Genomic DNA, 17,618 nt, shown 5'->3' with positions numbered 1-17,618 from the left:
GTGAAGGCGCAGTTCCCGGCGCGTGCCCGGCGTACGGCACGCGTATTTTCAACCGACCCGCATTGTGACTGTTGTGTCCCGTCAACTGACGCTCGATCTCGGCACGCCGCCGCCCGCCACGTTCGACAACTTCATCATGAACGAGGAGAACGACGAGCTCATCTCGCGCCTGCAGAAGCTCGACCTCGCGCTCGCGGCGGGCCCCGTGCCGGATCGATCGTTCTACATCTGGGGCGAGCCCGGCTGCGGCCGCACCCATCTGCTGCAGGCGCTCGTGAGCGACGCGTCGTATGGCTATGCGCGCTACCTGACGCCGCAAAGCCCGCTCGGCGCGTTCACGTTCGACCCGCGCATCGGCATCTACGCGATCGACGACTGCGACCGGATGAGCGACGCGCAGCAGGTCGCGCTGTTCAACCTGTTCAACGAAGTGCGCGCGCACCCGTCGAGCGCGTTCGTCGCGGCAGGCCCCGCGGCGCCGCTCGCGCTCGACGTGCGCGAGGATCTCCGCACGCGCCTCGGCTGGGGGCTCGTGTTCCACCTGTCGCCGCCGTCCGACGCCGGCAAGATCGCCGTGCTCAAGCTCGCGGCGAAGGAGCGCGGGATCGCGCTCACCGACGATATCGCCGCCTACCTGCTGACCCATTTCCGCCGCGACATGCCGAGCCTGATGGCGCTGCTCGACGCGCTCGACCGCTTTTCGCTCGAGCAAAAACGCGCCGTCACGCTGCCTTTGCTGCGCCGCATGCTGGCGCGTCCCGGCGACGACATCACACCACCGGGCACGGGCCCGAACCGCTTCGAGTAAAATGCGCTTCCATGACTAATCTGGCACTCTTTGACCTCGATCACACGCTGATCCCGACCGATAGCGACCACGAATGGGGCCGCTTCATGGTGAAGCTCGGTATCGTCGACGCGGAAAGCTTCTCGCGTCAGAACGATCAGTTCTTCGCCGACTACAAGGCCGGCAAGCTCGACATCCACGCGTACCTCACGGCGATGCTCACGCCGCTCGCGAAGTATTCGCGCGCGCAGCTCGCCGAATGGCACGAACAGTACATGCACGAGGTGATCCGCCCCGCCATGACACCCGCCGCGCTCGAGCTCGTGCGCAAGCACCTCGATGCGGGCGACCTGTGCTGCGTCGTGACGGCGACCAACGAATTCATCACGCGCCCGATCGCCACCGCGTTCGGCGTCGACACGCTGATCGCCTGCGAGGCCGAAACGACCGACGGGCATCCCGATTCGCCGTACACGGGCCGGCCGACCGGCACGCCGAGCTATCGCGAAGGCAAGATCGTGCGAACCGAAGCGTGGCTCGCGTCGCTCGGCAAGCAATGGAGCGACTTCGCGCACACCTATTTCTACAGCGACTCGCACAACGACATTCCGTTGCTCGAGAAAGTCACCGACCCGATCGCGACCAACCCTGACGACACGCTGCGTGCGCATGCAAGCAACCGCGGCTGGCGCATCCTCGATCTCTTCTGAACGTCGTGATCAAAAAATTCATCCGCAAGCTGCTCGGTCAGGACGAAGCCGAGCAAACGTCTCCCGCACCGGCCCCGGCCGACGAAGCGGCCCCTGCTGCCCCGCGCGCGTCGAAAGGCGCCCGAGGCGGCGCGAAGAAACCGCGCAGCAACCATGAACCGACCGTCGTGCCGGCCAGCGTGCACGGCATCAACCCGGCGCTGATCTCGAAGAATGCCGTGCGCGTGACCGACACGCTGCAGCAGGCAGGCTTCCGTGCATTCATCGTCGGCGGTGCGGTACGCGACCTGCTGCTCGGCATCGCGCCGAAGGACTTCGACGTCGCGACCGACGCAACGCCGACCGAAGTGCAGCGCCTGTTCCGCCGCGCACGCCTGATCGGCCGCCGCTTCCAGATCGTCCACGTGCAGTTCGGCCAGGAGTTGATCGAAGTGTCGACGTTCCGCGCGCTGGTCGATGCGCCGCCCGAGGCGGCCGCCTCGGAGCCGCCGAAGCGCCTGAAGCGCGACGAACTCGATCGCCGCACGCACGCAGTCGACGCGAGCGGCCGCGTGCTGCGCGACAACGTGTGGGGCGAGCAGCACGAAGATGCCGCGCGCCGCGACTTCACGATCAACGCGATGTACTACGACCCGTCGACGCAGACGGTGCTCGACTACCACGACGGGATGGCCGACATGCGCGCCCGCCTGTTGCGGATGATCGGCGACCCGGCCACGCGCTTCCGCGAGGATCCGGTGCGGATGCTGCGCGTCGTGCGCTTCGCGGCGAAGCTCGGTTTCGAGATCGAGCCGCATACGCGCGAGCCGATCAACGCGCTCGCCGACCTGATCAACAACGTGCCGGCCGCGCGCCTGTTCGACGAAATGCTGAAGCTGCTGCTGTCGGGCCACGCACTCGCGTGCCTGAAGCAGCTGCGCAAGGAAGGCCTGCACCACGGGCTGCTGCCGCTCCTCGACGTCGTGCTCGAACAGCCGCAGGGCGAGAAGTTCATCACGCTCGCGCTGAACAACACCGATGCACGCGTGCGCGCCGGCAAGCCGGTCTCACCGGGCTTCCTGTTCGCGACGCTGCTGTGGCACGACATGCGCCAGCGCTTCGAGCAATACACGGCCGAAGGCGAAATCCCGGTGCCGGCGCTCCATCGCGCGATGGATGACGTGCTCGACATGCAGACCGAGAAGCTCGCGATCCACAAGCGTTATTCGGCCGACATGCGCGAGATCTGGGGCCTGCAGTTGCGCCTCGAGAAACGCTCGGGCCGCAGCGCGATGCGGCTGCTGGAACACCAAAGGTTTAGAGCGGGGTATGATTTCCTCCTGTTACGCTGCGAATCCGGCGAGCTCGATGCGGAAGTCGGACAGTGGTGGACGGATTTCATCGAAGGCGACGCGGCCGCTCGCGAGGCATTGCTCACGCAAGGCGGCTCGAAGGAAAAATCGCCCCGCAAGCGGCGCCGCCGCGGCGGTGTGCGCAACCGCAAGCCGGGTGAAGGTGCCGCCGAGCAGGCACCGGACACCTCGGGCGGTTCCGACGACTGACGCGCTCGCCGGCGAACGACGTAGGAAGTGATGCCATGACGGTTGCATATATCGGACTGGGGGCGAATCTCGGCGATGCGCGCCAGACCCTGAAGGACGCGGTGGTGTGCCTCGCACAGCAGCGCACCATCTCGATCCTCGGCAAATCGAGCCTGTATCGCACGGCGCCCTTCGAAGCGGGCGGCGACGACTACTACAACTGCGTCGTCAAGCTCGACACGACGCTGTCGGCCCGCGAGCTGCTCGCGCTTTGCCAGAAGATCGAACATCACTTCGGCCGCGAGCGTCCGTATCGCAACGCGCCGCGCACGCTCGATCTCGACATCCTGCTGTTCGGCGCCGACTCGATCGACGAGCCCGACCTGATCGTCCCGCACCCGCGTCTCACCGACCGTGCGTTCGCGCTCGTGCCGCTCGTCGAAATCGAGCCGGCACTCGACATCCCCGCGCGCGGCCGTGCCGATGCCTTCCTCGCCGCCGTCGCGGACCAGCGCGTCGAGAAGGTGCAGACCTGCCAGTGCCTGATGCAGAAGGCGCTGGCTGCCAGCGAAGACGCCGACAAGAACCGCTGCCGATGACCCCGACTCCCCTCACCGTCACCGCGCCCGACCTGCGCGCCCCGCACCGCTATCTCGTGATCGAAGGCCCGATCGGCGTCGGCAAGACGACGCTCGCGCGCCTGCTCGCCGAACGCTGGTCGATGCAGACGCTGCTCGAGCGCCCGCAGGACAACCCGTTCCTCGAACGCTTCTATCGCGACACCGCGCGCTACGCGCTGCCCGTGCAGCTGTCGTTCGCGCTGCAGCGCGCGCAGCAGGCGCGCGAGTTGATCGGCGCGCTCGAAACGGGCCGCCCGGTCGTCGCCGATTTCATGCCGCAGAAGAACGACATCTTCGCGCGGCTGAACCTGCCGGACGACGAATGGCAGCTCTACCGCTCGGTCGCGACGCACGTCGACGTGCCGCAGGCGCCGTCGCCCGACCTCGTCGTCTATCTGCAGGCGAGCCCTGAAGTGCTGTTCTCGCGGATCCAGAAGCGCGGGCTGCCGATGGAGCTGCAGATCAGCGATGCGTACCTGCGCTCGCTCGTCGACGCGTACAACGAATTCTTCTACCACTACGACCGCACGCCGGTGCTGACGGTCGCCGCAGAACACCTGAACCCGCTGGACTCCCCCGAAGATCTCGCGCTGCTGGTCGAGCGCATCGAGACGATGCGCGGCCGCAAGGAGTTCTTCGTCAAGGGCGAGACGACGCGCTGACGCGTCCTCGCCTGTCGTTCCTTACCCATTCGAACCGGATTTCCCATGACCTATCTCCAGGAATCGAGCCGGCCTGCCGTCACGGTGCCCAAGCTGCAGGCAATGCGCGACGCCGGCGAGAAGATCGCGATGCTCACCTGCTACGACGCGAGCTTTTCCGCACTGCTCGACCGTTCGGGCGTCGACGTGCTGCTGATCGGCGATTCGCTCGGCAACGTACTGCAGGGCCATACGACCACGCTGCCCGTGTCGCTCGACGACATCGCGTATCACACCGCCTGTGTCGCCCGTGCGCAGCCGCGCGCGCTGATCATGGCCGACCTGCCGTTCGGCACGTACGGCACGCCGGCCGAGGCGTTCGCGAGCTCCGTCAAGCTGATGCGCGCCGGTGCGCAGATGGTCAAGCTCGAAGGCGGCGAATGGCTCGCCGAGACGATCCGCTTCCTCGTCGAGCGCGCGGTGCCCGTGTGCGCGCACGTGGGCCTTACGCCGCAATCGGTGCACGCGTTCGGCGGCTTCAAGGTGCAGGGCAAGACCGAAGCCGGTGCCGCGCAACTGCTGCGCGACGCGCGCGCGGTCGAAGCAGCCGGTGCGCAGGTCGTCCTGCTCGAAGCGGTGCCGACGCTGATCGGCTCCGAAGTCACACACATGCTGCGCGTGCCGACGATCGGCATCGGCGCCGGCGCCGACTGCTCGGGCCAGGTGCTCGTGCTGCACGACATGCTCGGCGTGTTCCCCGGCAAGCGGCCGCGCTTCGTGAAGGATTTCATGCAGGGCGAGCCGAACATCCAGGCGGCCGTCGAAGCGTACGTGCGCGCGGTAAAGGACGGTTCGTTCCCCGGCCCCGAGCACTCGTTCTGACGTCCTTCACGGGGCCAGCGATGCGTTCGCCGGCCCCGTGATGAAAAAAGCGCGGCGCCCTTTGCGGGGCGCCGCGCTTTTTCTTTTCTGCACTGCCGACAACGATCGATTATCAGCCGGTTACTTCAATACCGCGTCGAGCGCGCCGCGCAGCGCGTTGGTCAGCAGCAGCGCGTCCGCACGCGCGAGATCGTCGCCGGTCACGACCCGCTCCGTCGCACCGAACGCGCGATCGTCGAGCAGCACGCCGCGCATCACGCCCGGCAGCACGCCAGACTCGAGCGGCGGCGTCACCCACTGGCCGTCGAGCTTCACGAACAGGTTCGAGCGCCCGCCTTCCGTCACCTCGCCGCGCTCGTTGACGAACAGCATGTCGAACCCGCCAAGAGCCTCCGCCGCCTGCCATGCGCGATCGAATTCGGCGCGGCGTGTGGTCTTGTGCAGCAGCAGCGCATCGCTCGCACGGGTCGGTGCGAAGCCGTGCGCGGACGCCAGCAGCACGCCGACCGGCCCCGCCGGCAGCGGCTTGAGCGGTGCCGAGACGATCTCGACCGTGCCGTCTTTCGCCAGCGCGAGCTTCATCCGGTAAGCGCCGTCGCCGTCGAGCGCCGCGCAGCGCGCGTCGATCTCGCGACGCAATGCATCGGCGTCGAAGTGGAAACCGAACGCATCCGCGCTACGCTGCAGCCGCGCGAGATGGCGATCGAGATGCCGGATGCCGTCCGCACGCGTGGCGGCAGTCGTTTCGAACAGCTGGAAGCCGGGATCGGCATCCGTCAGGAATCGCGCTTTCAATTCGCACTCCGCATATTCGTCGGCCGCGACGCTGTCGAGCACGATGCCCGCGCCGACGCCCATCGTGCCGCGGCGCCGGCCGGCGGTTGCCGTTGCCGGATTGCGTGCGTCGGCATCGACTGCACCTTCGCCGGCTGCGTCGAGCGTCAGCGTACGGATCGCCACCGACAGGCAGAAATCGCCACAACCGGCCAGGCGATCGCCCGGCTCATCGGAATCGGCGCCTTGCTTCGCAGCGTCGAGCCAGCCGATCGCGCCCGTGTAGAGCCCCCGAGGCGTCGACTCGATCGCATCGATCAACTGCATCGTCTTGTACTTCGGCGCGCCCGTGATCGATCCGCACGGAAACAGCGCACGCAGCATCTGCGCGAACGTCGTCCCGTCGCGCCAACCGGCCTCGACCGTCGACGTCATCTGCCACACCGACGCATACGGCTCGACGGAGAACAGCGCCGGCACGCGGACCGTCCCGGTGCGCGCGATCCGCGACACGTCGTTGCGCAGCAGGTCGACGATCATCACGTTTTCCGCGCGGTTCTTCGGATCGTTCGCGAGGAACGCGGCCGCCGCCGCATCGTCGCGAGGGTCGGCCGAACGCGGTGCCGTGCCCTTCATCGGCCGCGCGCCCAGCACGTCGCCGTGCTTCTCGACGAACAGCTCGGGCGAACACGACACGACCCATGGTCCGTCGGGCAACGCGATCAGCACGCCGTAGCGCACCGGCTGGCGCGCCCGCAACCGCCGGTACAGCGCAAGCGGCGTGCCGAACACGTCGAAGTTCAGCCGGTACGTGTAGTTGACCTGATACGAATCGCCCGCGCGCAGCGCGTCGTGCACCGCGGCGATCGCCGCGTCGAACGCATCGCGCGACACGCTCTTTTCGACATGCGCGACGCCCGCGATCGACGGCGTTGCGCCGCCGTCCTGCTGCGCGAGCCACGCGTCGACTTCGTCGCGCGACAGGCGCTCGCAGCGCGCATACAGCAAAAAGCGCAGCGGGGCATGGCCCGGCTGCGCTCGTTGCAGGTTGCGTCCGAATTCGTAATCGCCGACGACGACCGCATGCAGCCCGTCGCGCAGATCCTGCGCCACCGCCGCATCGACCTCGTCGAGGCGAGCCGGATCCGTGCACACGCGTTCGCGCACGAATCCCGAATACAAACGACTCGACCGCGCGGACGCGGTCGAGTCGCAATCGTCCAAGAGCGCGAACGACGCGCTCTCGTTGCCTTCAGTCATGCTGTTACTCGAGTTACTCGAAGAAGCTCTTCACACGATCGAACCAGCTCTTGCTCTGCGGGCTGTGACGCGCGCCGCCCTCGGCCAGCGACTTCTCGAACTGCTTGAGCAGGTCGCGCTGGTTGTCGGTCAGCTTCACCGGCGTCTCGACCTGCACGTGAACGTACAGATCGCCCGCGATGCTCGAACGCAGCCCCTTGATGCCCTTGCCGCGCAGGCGGAACGTCTTGCCCGACTGCGTGCCTTCCGGCACTGGGAACGACGCACGGCCGGCCAGCGTCGGCACCTCGATCTCGCCGCCAAGTGCGGCGGTCGTGAACGGGATCGGCATCTGGCAGTGGAGATCGTCGCCGTCGCGCTCGAACACCGAGTGCGGCTTGATGTGGATCTCGACGTACAGGTCGCCCGGCGGCCCGCCGTTGATGCCCGGCTCGCCGTTGCCGGCCGAGCGGATCCGCATCCCGTCGTCGATCCCGGCCGGGATCTTCACTTCGAGCGTCTTGGTTTCCTTCACCTTGCCCGACCCGTGGCAATGCACGCACGGCTCGGGGATGTAGGTGCCCGTGCCATGGCACTTCGGACAGGTCTGCTGGATGCTGAAGAAGCCCTGCGACATGCGCACCGTGCCCTGGCCGTGACAGGTCGGGCAGGTTTCCGGCTTCGTGCCGGGCTTCGCGCCCGACCCGTGGCAGACCTCGCACGACACCCAGCTCGGCACGCGGATCTGCGTGTCGTAGCCGTGTGCGGCCTGTTCGAGCGTGATTTCCATGCTGTAGCGCAGGTCGGCGCCGCGATACACCTGCGGGCCGCCACGGCCGCCGCGCGCAGCGCCGCCCGCGGCCTGGCCGAAGATGTCGCCGAAGATGTCGCCGAACGCGTCCGCGAAGCCGCCGAAGCCCTGTGCGCCCGCACCGCCCATGTTCGGATCGACGCCCGCGTGGCCGTACTGGTCGTACGCTGCCCGCTTCTGGCCGTCCGACAGCATTTCATAGGCTTCCTTCACCTCCTTGAAATGCTCTTCCGCATCCTTGTTGTCCGGATTGCGGTCAGGGTGATACTTCATCGCAAGCTTGCGATACGCCTTCTTGATTTCGTCGTCGCTCGCATTCTTTGCGACGCCAAGAACCTCGTAGTAATCCCGTTTCGCCATATCGATTCACTGTGCCGTCCGCGCCTCATGCACGCGGCGGCTCCTTTCGCTCGCAGTAAAGTCTCTCGACGCGTCTGGCTCCGGCCCGTTCGGGACGGTCACGCAGCGCCCGCCAAAAAACAAATGTGCCCGGAGGGCCGCGAAGCCCGCCAGGCGTGGAGTCGATCCGGCCATCCGGAAGGAAAGACAGACCGCTTGTCAGCCAACCCGTCGGCCGCGCCGCGCGCGGGTTGCGCGCGCGGCGTGCGGCACCGGGGCAACCCGGCTTAGTCCTTCTTCACTTCCTTGAACTCGGCGTCGACGACATCGTCGGCAGCCTGTTGCGCACCACCCGCGTGGGCCGCGCCTTCCGCTGCACCCGCTGCGCCGGCCGCACCTGCTTGCTGGGCCTGCATGTCGGCGTACATCTTTTCGCCGAGCTTCTGCGAAACCTTGCCGAGTTCCTCGACCTTCGCGTCGATCGCAGCCTTGTCGGCCGATGCGTCCTTCAGCACTTCCTCGAGCGACTTCAGCGACGCTTCGATCGCTTCCTTCTCGCCCGCGTCCAGCTTGTCGCCGTACTCGGTCAGCGCCTTCTTCGTGCTGTGGACGAGTGCATCGCCCTGGTTGCGCGAATCGGCCAGCTCGCGCAGCTTGTGATCTTCCGCTGCGTTCGCTTCCGCGTCCTTGATCATCTGGTCGATTTCAGCGTCGGTCAGGCCCGAGTTCGCCTTGATCGTGATCTTGTTTTCCTTGCCGGTCGCCTTGTCCTTCGCGCCGACGTGCAGGATGCCGTTCGCGTCGATGTCGAAGGACACTTCGATCTGCGGCACGCCGCGCGGTGCCGGCGGGATGCCTTCGAGGTTGAACTCGCCGAGCAGCTTGTTGCCGGCTGCCATTTCGCGTTCGCCCTGGAACACCTTGATCGTCACGGCGCCCTGGTTGTCGTCCGCCGTCGAGTACACCTGAGCGTGTTTCGTCGGGATCGTCGTGTTCTTGTTGATCATCTTCGTCATCACGCCGCCGAGCGTCTCGATGCCGAGCGACAGCGGGGTCACGTCGAGCAGCAGCACGTCCTTGCGGTCGCCCGACAGCACCTGGCCCTGGATCGCCGCGCCAACCGCGACGGCTTCGTCCGGGTTCACGTCACGGCGCGGATCCTTGCCGAAGAACTCCTTCACCTTCTCCAGCACCTTCGGCATACGGGTCTGACCGCCGACCAGGATCACGTCGTCGATGTCCGACACCTTGACGCCTGCGTCCTTGATCGCGATACGGCACGGTTCGATCGTGCGCTCGACGAGGTCTTCCACCAGCGCTTCCAGCTTCGCGCGGGTGATCTTCAGGTTCAAGTGCTTCGGGCCCGATGCGTCCGCCGTGATGTACGGCAGGTTGATTTCGGTTTGCTGGCCCGACGACAGCTCGATCTTCGCCTTTTCAGCGGCTTCCTTCAGGCGCTGCAGCGCGAGCACGTCCTTCGACAGATCGACGCCCTGCTCCTTCTTGAACTCGCCGATGATGTAATCGATGATGCGCTGGTCGAAGTCTTCGCCGCCGAGGAACGTGTCGCCGTTGGTCGACAGCACTTCGAACTGCATTTCGCCGTCGACGTCCGCGATTTCGATGATCGACACGTCGAACGTACCGCCGCCGAGGTCATACACGGCGATCTTGCGGTCACCCTTTTCGACCTTGTCGAGGCCGAACGCGAGCGCGGCTGCGGTCGGCTCGTTGATGATCCGCTTGACTTCGAGGCCCGCGATGCGGCCGGCGTCCTTGGTTGCCTGGCGCTGGCTGTCGTTGAAGTACGCCGGCACCGTGATCACGGCTTCCGTGACCGGCTCGCCGAGGTAGTCTTCGGCCGTCTTCTTCATCTTGCGCAGCACTTCCGCCGAAACCTGCGGCGGCGCGAGCTTTTCGCCGTGCGCTTCGACCCATGCATCGCCGTTGTCGGCCTTGACGATGCTGTACGGCATCAGGCCGATGTCCTTCTGGACTTCCTTCTCTTCGAAGCGGCGGCCGATCAGGCGCTTCACTGCGAACAGCGTGTTCTTCGGGTTGGTCACCGACTGACGCTTGGCCGGCGCGCCGACCAGCACTTCGTTGTCGTCCATGTAGGCGATGATCGACGGCGTGGTGCGCGTGCCTTCCGAGTTCTCGATGACCTTGACCTGGTTGCCTTCCATGATGGCGACGCACGAGTTCGTGGTGCCGAGGTCAATACCGATGATCTTTCCCATTTTTTCCTAATCTCCAGAAATGCTTGTTTGCTGCGCGAAACCCCGCGTTTTGGGGCAGTTTCGCGCGCCAGAATTCAACTCTGTTCCCGAAATGCGTCCGTCCGATCCGTTTTCAAGACCCGACGAGCGATGCGGATATTAAATTTTTTCAATCGCCGCCGGCTAGCGGATCGCCGCCCGCCGGATGGCCCGTCGCCGCGGCGATCTTCGCGCGCGCCGCCGACACGGCGGCCTGGAACTGCGCGAGGCCATGCCAGCCCGTCGCGCGGCCAAGCCGCTTGCCGCGGTGGAAGAAGAACCACGTCGGCACGCCGTGCAGTCCGAAGCGGCGCCCCAGCTGGTGGTGTTCGTACACGTTGCAATGGAACCACTTCAAGCCCAGTGCGCGGATCGCGTCGGGCTGGGCGAGCATCGCCTTCTTCGCGATCTCGCAGTTGAAGCAGTCGACGCCCCAGAAGAACACCACCGCGAGCGCGTCGCCCGCGCCGTCGATCGCCGCGTCGAACGTGCCGGCGTCCAGCGCCTGCATGTCGAACGCGTCGAATGCGGCCGGATCGACGCCGGCGGGCACCATCGCGACGGCCTTACTTCGGCTGGGCGACGGTGACGAGCGCCGGACGCAGCACGCGGTCGGCGATCGTGTAGCCCTTTTGCAGCACCGCGACGACGGTGTTCGGCTCCTGCTCGGCCGGCACCATCGAAATCGCCTGATGCTGGTGCGGATCGAACTTCTCGCCGACCGGGTTCAGCGCGACGACACGGCCCTTCTCGAGCGCGCTCGTCAGCTGGCGCAGCGTCAGTTCGACGCCTTCGCGGACCTTCGCGACGTCGCCCGACGTATCGTTGACGGCTGCTTCCAGGCTGTCCAGCACGGGCAGCAGGTGCTCCGCGAAGCTCTCGATCGCAAACTTGTGCGCCTTCGAGACGTCGTCCTGCGCGCGGCGGCGAACGTTCTCGGTCTCGGCCTTCGCCCGCAGGAAGCTCTCCTGCAGCTCGGCGACCTTGGCTTGAGCCTCCGCGAGCGCCGCGTCGGCTGCTTCGGCGGCGGGAGCAGCGCCTTGCGCCGCCTGCTTCTCGCTGCCGATATCTTCGGCCGATTGGGTAGCCGGGTTCTCTTGCGTGTTTTCCATGTCGCTGAAAGTCGATTAGAGGTTGAAGCCAAATCGGCAACCGCCGGACCGTATACCCGGCGGCACCGCACATTGCTGGTGCAAATAAGGGTGAAAACTACGATTTCAAGAGGGTTATTCGCCGGCATTCTCCAATGCCGCGAAACAACCGCGCGTCGCACCGGTGCGTCGCCCGCATAGTCCGTCAGATCGGGCGAAACGGGCTGTAACAACGCTTACCTGGCAAGTACTAGCTTGGCACAGGCCCGCTGCACTACACTCCACTCAAGCGTCGGAAAAGCGTGTTTACCCCTAGCTGACCGCCGCCTGACATCCACCTGGCGCCGTTTTCACCCGTCTTCTCGAGGGGAGTACCGTGAAACTGACCTTTGCGATATCGGTGGTCGCGCTGGTACTCATTGCCGGCACCACCACCATCTGCCTGTCGGGAGCCGTCACCGACCGCACGACCGAATACGGGAGCGCGCGGGCGACGTTCGACCAGATGTTCAGCTCCCACCAGAAAATCTGTCGATGATGCGCCGGTCGCGCTTCGTCGGCCGGCCGTGCAATTCGGCCGCCGGCTCGCGATACGTACGGCGCCGCTCCAGTTCGGCGAGCCGCGCGGCCCGCCCCGCTTCCGTTTCCGCGTAAAGCGTCTGCGCAACGCTCGCCGGCCCGCGCACGTCGCACACGCCAAGCACGGCAATGTGCCAGACGATGCCGTCGATCGCAATCTCGACCTCGTCGCCCACGCGCACGTCCTTGGCCGGCTTGACGGCCGCGCCGCCGATCTTCACGTGCCCCTTGTCGACCGCATCGGTCGCGAGCGAGCGCGTCTTGAAGAACCGGGCGGCCCACAGCCATTTGTCGATGCGCAGCTTCGCGCCCGGTTCGGTCGAAATCTTGTAATTCATCGCAGCCTCCGCCGGGCCGCCCCAAGGAGGCTGACCGCCCCCTCGGGGGGCAGTGAACGAAGTGAGCGTGGGGGTCGTTTCATCTCAACTCACCGTTTCGGGCTGCGCGGCCCTGACCGGCCAGCCCTGCAGATTCTCGGCAACGATCTCGCCGAGCGCGCCGATCCACGCGGGCGCGCCGTTCAGGCACGGAATGCGGTGGAACGCCTTGCCGCCGCCGGCGAGGAACTCGTCGCGCACTTCCATGCCGATCTCCTCGATCGTCTCCAGACAGTCGGCCGTGAAACCGGGACAGAACACGTCCGCCCGCCGAACGCCGGCCTCGCCGAACTCGCGCAGCGTCGGCGCGGTGTAAGGCTGCAGCCATTCGGCCTTGCCGAAACGCGACTGGAACGTGATGCGGCATTCGGTCGTCGACAGCCCGAGCGCGGCCATCAGCAGCGCGCCCGTCTGCTGGCACTGGTCGTGATAGGGGTCGCCGAGGTCGAGCGTGCGCTTCGGCACGCCGTGAAAGCTCAGCACGAGCTTGTCGCCAGCCGCGAAGTCGGGCCGGCCGTGCTGCGCCCAGTACTGGCGCACCTGCTCGGCCAGCGCATGGATATAGGCCGGATGGTCGGCGTAGTGCCGCACCGTGCGCACCTCCGGCTGGTTGCGCATGCGCGCGAGCGCGTTGAATGCGGCGTCGAATGCGGTGGCGGTGGTCGACGCCGAGTATTGCGGATACATCGGCATCAGCAGCACGCGCTCGACGCCCGCGCGCTTGAACTGCGCGAGCGCGTGCGAAATGTTCGGGCTGCCGTAGCGCATCGCGTAGTCGACCTGCACCTGATAACCGTTCGACGCAAGCAAGTGCCGCACGCCGTCGGTCTGGCGCTCGGTGTGCACGCGCAGTGGCGAGCCCTCGGGCATCCAGACGGCCGCGTATTTCTTCGCGGACGCGCGGCCGCGCAGCGGCAGGATCAGCGTGCGCAGCAGCACCTGCCAGACGGCCTGCGGAATCTCGACGACCCGCGGATCCGACAGGAATTCGGCCAGGTAGCGCCGCACCGCGCGCGGCGTGGGCGCGTCAGGCGTGCCGAGATTGATCAGCAGCACGCCGATGCGATGGGCAGCCGCGATGCTCGAAGGCGGCTCAAGATCGAAACGCATGGGCAATTACGTGCTCGGGGCACGGGACCGGACGGCTCTCAATTATAGCGGGCCGCCCCGCGCCGGTCGGCTGGCCGTTCGGCCGACTGTCTACTTACGCGGCGCCGAGGCACGATGACGGGGCGGGATCGGGCTGGCGAAGGCAGGCTACTGCTGGCTCAGCGTGAGCGACAGCAGGCGCGCGGTGATGTCGACGATCGGTATCACGCGGTTGTACGCCATGCGGGTCGGGCCGATCACGCCGAGCGTGCCGACGATCTGCCCGTTCACCTCGTAAGGCGCGGTAACGACGCTCATTTCCTCGATCGGCACGAGCGTCGATTCGCCGCCGATGAAGATCTGCACGCCCTGGGCGTGGCTCGACACGTCGAGCAGTTGCAGGAGGCCCGTCTTTTGGTCGAATACGTCGAACAGCTTGCGCAGCCGCGCCATGTCGGAGGAAAGATCCGCCACTTCGAGCAGGTTGCGCTCGCCGGAAATCAGCACGGTGTCCTCGGTGTCGGGCACCTCGGTGCTGGCCGTCACGGCCGCATGCATCAGCGTGGTCATGTCGCCGCGCAACTGGTCGATCTCGTCGCGCAGGCGGCGGCGCACCTCGTCGAACGACAGTCCGGCGAAATGCGCATTGATGTAGTTGGACGCCTCGGTCAGTTGCGACGGCGAGTAATCGCGCGGCGTCGCGAGCATCCGGTTCTGCACGTCGCCCTCGGGCGTGACGATGATCAGCAGGATGCGCTTGTCCGACAGGCGCATGAACTCAATCTGCTTGAACACGTGGCTGCGGCGCGGCGTCAGCACGACGCCCGCGAACTGCGACAGGTTCGACAGCACGCTCGCGGCGGCCGCCACGACGCGCTGCTGCGGCTCGCCGGCCTGCAGCGTGTTCTGCACCTGCCGCGCGACGGCTTCGGCGTCGATCGGCGCCTCGACCGTCAGCATCGTGTCGACGAACAGCCGGTAGCCACGCGGCGTCGGCACGCGGCCGGCCGATGTGTGCGGGCTCGACACGAGGCCGAGCTCCTCCAGGTCGGACATCACGTTGCGGATCGTCGCCGGGCTCAGCTCGAGCCCGGAGTAACGGGACAACGTGCGCGATCCGACTGGCTGACCGTCGGCGATATACCGTTCGATCAGGGTTTTCAGGAGGGTTCGTGCGCGAGGATCTAGCATGGTGGAAAATTTTAGCGCAACCGCGCGACCGCGGCGAGTGGCGCGGCCACCGATGCGCGGGCCGGCCCGATCCGGCCCCGCCTGCGCACAGCCGGTTCTTTTCGTCAACGAGCTATGGTGTAATGCCGGCATGAAAACCGGTAATCAGTTCAACACTGTCGCGCTCGTCGGCCGGAGCAACACGCCGAACATCGCCGAGCCGCTCGCCACGCTGGCCGCCTGCATCGCCAAGCGGGGCTTCGAGGTCGTCTTCGAAGCCGAGACCGCGCGCGAGATCGGCATCACCGGCTACCCGGCGCTGACCCCGGCCGAAATCGGGGCACGCGCCGACGTGGCGGTCGTGCTCGGCGGCGACGGGACGATGCTCGGCATCGGCCGTCAGCTCGCGCCGTACAAGACACCGCTGATCGGGATCAACCACGGGCGGCTCGGCTTCATCACCGATATCGCGGCGGCCGACATGCAGGCGCTCGTCCCGGTGATCCTGTCGGGCAAGTTCGAGCGCGAGGAGCGCGCGCTGCTCGAGGCCCGGATCATGCGCGACGGCGAACCGATCTACCATGCGATCGCTTTCAACGACGTCGTCGTGAACCGCAGTGGCTTCTCCGGGATGGTCGAGCTGCGCGCATCGGTCGACGGCCGCTACATGTACAACCAGCGTTCGGACGGCCTGATCGTCGCCACCCCGACCGGCTCGACCGCTTACGCACTGTCGTCGGCCGGCCCGATCCTCCATCCGCAACTGCAAGGCATCGTGCTCGTGCCGATCGCGCCGCACGCGCTGTCGAACCGGCCGATCGTGCTGCCCGACGATTCGAAAATCGCGATCCAGATCGTCGGCGGGCGTGACGTCAACGTGAACTTCGACATGCAGTCGTTCACCGCGCTCGAACTGAACGACACGATCGAGGTGCGCCGCTCGAAGCACACGGTGCCGTTCCTGCACCCGATCGGCTACAGCTACTACGCGACGCTGCGCAAGAAGCTGCACTGGAACGAACACGCCTCGAACGAAGACGACAAGGCGTCCTGACGCCACCCCGCCCGACACCATGCTCCGCCACCTCTCGATCCGCGACTTCGTCATCGTCGCCGCGCTCGATCTCGAATTCGACAGCGGCTTTTCCGTCTTTTCCGGCGAGACCGGCGCCGGTAAATCGATCCTGATCGACGCCCTCGCCCTCGCGCTCGGCGAACGTTCCGATGCAAGCGTCGTCCGCACCGGCTGCGGCCGCGCCGACATCACCGCCGAATTCACGCCGCACGACCGCGTCGCGCGCTGGCTCGACGAACACGCGTTCGACACCGAGGACACCGTGATGCTGCGCCGCGTGATCGATGCGAACGGCCGGTCGCGCGCGTTCATCAACGGCACCAGCGCGACGCTCGCGCAACTGCGCGAACTCGGCGAAATGCTCGTCGACATCCACGGCCAGCATGCACACCAGCTGCTGATGCGGCCCGACGCGCAGCGCGAGCTGTTCGATACCCACGCGGGGCTCGTCGCGGATGCGGCGAACGTCGCGCGCGCATGGCGCGTGTGGCGCGACGCGACGCAGGCGATCGACGCAGCAAAAGCGCACGAGCGCGAGCTGCAGCTCGAACGCGAAAAGCTCGCCTGGCAGCTCGCCGAGCTCGACAAGCTCGCGCCGCAGCCCGGCGAATGGGACGAAGTCAGCAACGAGCACAAGCGTCTGTCGCATTCGGCGAACCTGATCGAAGGCGTGCGCGGCGCGCTCAACGCGCTGTCCGAGTCCGACGACGCGATGCTCGCGCAACTCGGCGCGATCGTGTCGAAGCTGCGCAGCCTCGCCGACTACGACACCACGCTCGGCGATGCGCTCGCGTCGCTCGAACCGGCCGAGATCCAGTTGCAGGAAGCCGTCTATTCGCTGTCGCACTATGCGCAGCGCGTCGATCTCGACCCCGAACGGCTCGCGCAGGTCGAAGCCCGCCTCGATGCACTGCACTCGACCGCCCGCAAATTCCGCTTGCCGCCCGACACGCTGCACGAAGAACACGCGGCACGCCGCGCGCAGCTCGCCGCACTGGATGCGGCGGCCGATCTCGGCGCACTCGAAGCGGTGCAGGCCAAGGCGCGGGAAGGCTATCTCGCCGACGCCAGACATCTGTCCAAGGCGCGCGCACAGGCCGCCAAGACGCTCGGCACGGCCGTCACGGCCGGCATGCAGGAACTGTCGATGGCGGGCGGAAGCTTCGAAGTCGCGCTCATCCCGCTCGCCGATGGCGGCCCGCACGGGCTCGAGCAGGTCGAATTCCGGGTCGCCGGGCACCCCGGCGTGCCGCTGCGGCCGCTCGCGAAGGTTGCATCGGGCGGCGAACTTGCGCGGATCAGCCTCGCGCTCGCGGTGATCGCCAGCGCAGCCAGCCCGACGCCGACCCTGATCTTCGACGAAGTCGATACGGGGATCGGCGGCGGCGTCGCCGAAGTGGTCGGCCGCCTGCTGCACCAGCTCGGGCGCGATCGCCAGGTGCTGTGCGTGACGCACCTGCCTCAGGTCGCCGCGCGCGGCGATCACCACTTCCAGGTCGCGAAGGGCGCCGACGAGCGCGGCGGCACGGTATCGACGGTCATTGCACTCGACCGCGCCAACCGGATCGAGGAAGTCGCGCGCATGCTCGGCGGGCTCGAGATCACGGCCACGACGCGCAAGCACGCGAAGGAAATGCTCGCGGCCTGACGCCGGCC

The 17,618-nt window shown here is 66.8% G+C and carries 17 protein-coding genes; 9 read left to right on the top strand and 8 right to left on the bottom strand.

The genetic code is table 11. The features are described from left to right. Positions 1 to 73 precede the first annotated feature (73 nt). From hda to panB, 6 genes are read left to right on the top strand one after another with little or no spacing between them, the layout of a single operon-like run. Positions 74 to 808 (top strand): DnaA regulatory inactivator Hda, encoded by a 735-nt coding sequence (hda, locus tag ACN8ZM_RS03690; RefSeq protein ID WP_043189520.1) that lies wholly within the window; start codon positions 74 to 76, stop codon positions 806 to 808. An 11-nt stretch (positions 809 to 819) separates the two neighbouring features. Next, entirely contained in the window at positions 820 to 1,497 is a 678-nt protein-coding gene (locus ACN8ZM_RS03685; RefSeq protein ID WP_043189522.1) for an HAD family hydrolase, read from the top strand. Positions 1,498 to 1,502: 5 nt separating this feature from the next. Further along, entirely contained in the window at positions 1,503 to 3,038 is a 1,536-nt protein-coding gene (gene pcnB / locus ACN8ZM_RS03680; protein WP_420210562.1) for a polynucleotide adenylyltransferase PcnB, read from the top strand. A gap of 35 nt (positions 3,039 to 3,073) precedes the next feature. Then, positions 3,074 to 3,616, top strand: a complete 543-nt coding sequence (gene folK, locus ACN8ZM_RS03675) for a 2-amino-4-hydroxy-6-hydroxymethyldihydropteridine diphosphokinase (protein WP_043189526.1) — start codon at positions 3,074 to 3,076, stop codon at positions 3,614 to 3,616. Then, complete coding sequence (locus ACN8ZM_RS03670) at positions 3,613 to 4,299, top strand: deoxynucleoside kinase (RefSeq protein ID WP_301770290.1); 687 nt, start codon at positions 3,613 to 3,615, stop codon at positions 4,297 to 4,299. The genes folK and ACN8ZM_RS03670 overlap by 4 nt, the downstream gene beginning before the upstream one ends. Before the next feature lie 45 nt (positions 4,300 to 4,344). Continuing rightward, complete coding sequence (gene panB / locus ACN8ZM_RS03665) at positions 4,345 to 5,160, top strand: 3-methyl-2-oxobutanoate hydroxymethyltransferase (protein WP_011351027.1); 816 nt, start codon at positions 4,345 to 4,347, stop codon at positions 5,158 to 5,160. Positions 5,161 to 5,280: 120 nt separating this feature from the next. On the opposite strand, the gene ACN8ZM_RS03660 is transcribed toward panB, so the two are convergent. From ACN8ZM_RS03660 to grpE, 5 genes are all read right to left on the bottom strand, one after another. Next, a complete protein-coding gene (locus tag ACN8ZM_RS03660; RefSeq protein ID WP_420210561.1) occupies positions 5,281 to 7,194 on the bottom strand; it encodes a chorismate-binding protein in 1,914 nt (637 codons plus the stop codon). Positions 7,195 to 7,207: 13 nt separating this feature from the next. Beyond that, a complete protein-coding gene (gene dnaJ / locus ACN8ZM_RS03655) occupies positions 7,208 to 8,344 on the bottom strand; it encodes a molecular chaperone DnaJ (RefSeq protein ID WP_043189531.1) in 1,137 nt (378 codons plus the stop codon). Between the two features lie 266 nt (positions 8,345 to 8,610). Continuing rightward, positions 8,611 to 10,563 carry a molecular chaperone DnaK gene (gene dnaK, locus ACN8ZM_RS03650; protein ID WP_043189532.1) on the bottom strand — a complete coding sequence of 651 codons (1,953 nt, stop codon included), beginning with the start codon at positions 10,561 to 10,563 and terminating at the stop codon, positions 8,611 to 8,613. Positions 10,564 to 10,711: 148 nt separating this feature from the next. Beyond that, positions 10,712 to 11,137 carry a thioredoxin family protein gene (locus tag ACN8ZM_RS03645; protein WP_420210560.1) on the bottom strand — a complete coding sequence of 142 codons (426 nt, stop codon included), beginning with the start codon at positions 11,135 to 11,137 and terminating at the stop codon, positions 10,712 to 10,714. 10 nt (positions 11,138 to 11,147) lie between these two features. After that, positions 11,148 to 11,693 carry a nucleotide exchange factor GrpE gene (grpE, locus tag ACN8ZM_RS03640; RefSeq protein ID WP_043189535.1) on the bottom strand — a complete coding sequence of 182 codons (546 nt, stop codon included), beginning with the start codon at positions 11,691 to 11,693 and terminating at the stop codon, positions 11,148 to 11,150. 355 nt (positions 11,694 to 12,048) lie between these two features. Between grpE and ACN8ZM_RS03635 the strand changes: the two genes are divergently transcribed. Next, positions 12,049 to 12,210: a hypothetical protein gene (locus tag ACN8ZM_RS03635; RefSeq protein WP_006476841.1), complete on the top strand. Its 162-nt coding sequence runs from the start codon at positions 12,049 to 12,051 to the stop codon at positions 12,208 to 12,210. Here ACN8ZM_RS03635 and ACN8ZM_RS03630 read toward each other — a convergent pair. The 3 genes from ACN8ZM_RS03630 to hrcA form a co-directional block, all read right to left on the bottom strand. Then, positions 12,182 to 12,589 (bottom strand): RNA-binding S4 domain-containing protein, encoded by a 408-nt coding sequence (locus ACN8ZM_RS03630; RefSeq protein ID WP_043189537.1) that lies wholly within the window; start codon positions 12,587 to 12,589, stop codon positions 12,182 to 12,184. The genes ACN8ZM_RS03635 and ACN8ZM_RS03630 overlap by 29 nt on opposite strands. An 84-nt stretch (positions 12,590 to 12,673) precedes the next feature. Beyond that, positions 12,674 to 13,738, bottom strand: coding sequence for a ferrochelatase (gene hemH, locus ACN8ZM_RS03625; protein ID WP_089449941.1), 1,065 nt, complete (start codon positions 13,736 to 13,738; stop codon positions 12,674 to 12,676). Positions 13,739 to 13,885: 147 nt separating this feature from the next. Next, complete coding sequence (gene hrcA, locus ACN8ZM_RS03620; protein ID WP_011544637.1) at positions 13,886 to 14,908, bottom strand: heat-inducible transcriptional repressor HrcA; 1,023 nt, start codon at positions 14,906 to 14,908, stop codon at positions 13,886 to 13,888. Positions 14,909 to 15,038: 130 nt separating this feature from the next. Here hrcA and ACN8ZM_RS03615 point away from each other — a divergent pair, with 130 nt between their 5' ends. Next, complete coding sequence (locus ACN8ZM_RS03615) at positions 15,039 to 15,941, top strand: NAD kinase (protein WP_043189549.1); 903 nt, start codon at positions 15,039 to 15,041, stop codon at positions 15,939 to 15,941. A 19-nt stretch (positions 15,942 to 15,960) separates the two neighbouring features. Beyond that, positions 15,961 to 17,610, top strand: coding sequence for a DNA repair protein RecN (gene recN / locus ACN8ZM_RS03610; RefSeq protein ID WP_043189551.1), 1,650 nt, complete (start codon positions 15,961 to 15,963; stop codon positions 17,608 to 17,610). The last annotated feature ends 8 nt before the right edge of the window (positions 17,611 to 17,618 follow it).

It is taken from the genome of Burkholderia aenigmatica (assembly GCF_048627025.1).
Classification (GTDB): Bacteria; Pseudomonadota; Gammaproteobacteria; order Burkholderiales; family Burkholderiaceae; genus Burkholderia; species Burkholderia aenigmatica.
This window is presented reverse-complemented; position numbering and strand designations above follow the sequence as displayed.

What these genes read in the sequence shown, in the direction of transcription:
- dnaJ (WP_043189531.1), bottom strand. Translation starts at nt 8,344, where the DNA reads ATGGCGAAACGGGATTACTACGAGGTTCTTGGCGTCGCAAAGAATGCG.
- dnaK (WP_043189532.1), bottom strand. Translation starts at nt 10,563, where the DNA reads ATGGGAAAGATCATCGGTATTGACCTCGGCACCACGAACTCGTGCGTC.
- ACN8ZM_RS03645 (WP_420210560.1), bottom strand. Translation starts at nt 11,137, where the DNA reads ATGGTGCCCGCCGGCGTCGATCCGGCCGCATTCGACGCGTTCGACATG.
- grpE (WP_043189535.1), bottom strand. Translation starts at nt 11,693, where the DNA reads ATGGAAAACACGCAAGAGAACCCGGCTACCCAATCGGCCGAAGATATC.
- panB (WP_011351027.1), top strand. Translation starts at nt 4,345, where the DNA reads ATGACCTATCTCCAGGAATCGAGCCGGCCTGCCGTCACGGTGCCCAAG.
- hrcA (WP_011544637.1), bottom strand. Translation starts at nt 14,908, where the DNA reads ATGCTAGATCCTCGCGCACGAACCCTCCTGAAAACCCTGATCGAACGG.
- ACN8ZM_RS03630 (WP_043189537.1), bottom strand. Translation starts at nt 12,589, where the DNA reads ATGAATTACAAGATTTCGACCGAACCGGGCGCGAAGCTGCGCATCGAC.
- ACN8ZM_RS03615 (WP_043189549.1), top strand. Translation starts at nt 15,039, where the DNA reads ATGAAAACCGGTAATCAGTTCAACACTGTCGCGCTCGTCGGCCGGAGC.
- ACN8ZM_RS03660 (WP_420210561.1), bottom strand. Translation starts at nt 7,194, where the DNA reads ATGACTGAAGGCAACGAGAGCGCGTCGTTCGCGCTCTTGGACGATTGC.
- folK (WP_043189526.1), top strand. Translation starts at nt 3,074, where the DNA reads ATGACGGTTGCATATATCGGACTGGGGGCGAATCTCGGCGATGCGCGC.
- ACN8ZM_RS03685 (WP_043189522.1), top strand. Translation starts at nt 820, where the DNA reads ATGACTAATCTGGCACTCTTTGACCTCGATCACACGCTGATCCCGACC.
- hemH (WP_089449941.1), bottom strand. Translation starts at nt 13,738, where the DNA reads ATGCGTTTCGATCTTGAGCCGCCTTCGAGCATCGCGGCTGCCCATCGC.
- ACN8ZM_RS03670 (WP_301770290.1), top strand. Translation starts at nt 3,613, where the DNA reads ATGACCCCGACTCCCCTCACCGTCACCGCGCCCGACCTGCGCGCCCCG.
- recN (WP_043189551.1), top strand. Translation starts at nt 15,961, where the DNA reads ATGCTCCGCCACCTCTCGATCCGCGACTTCGTCATCGTCGCCGCGCTC.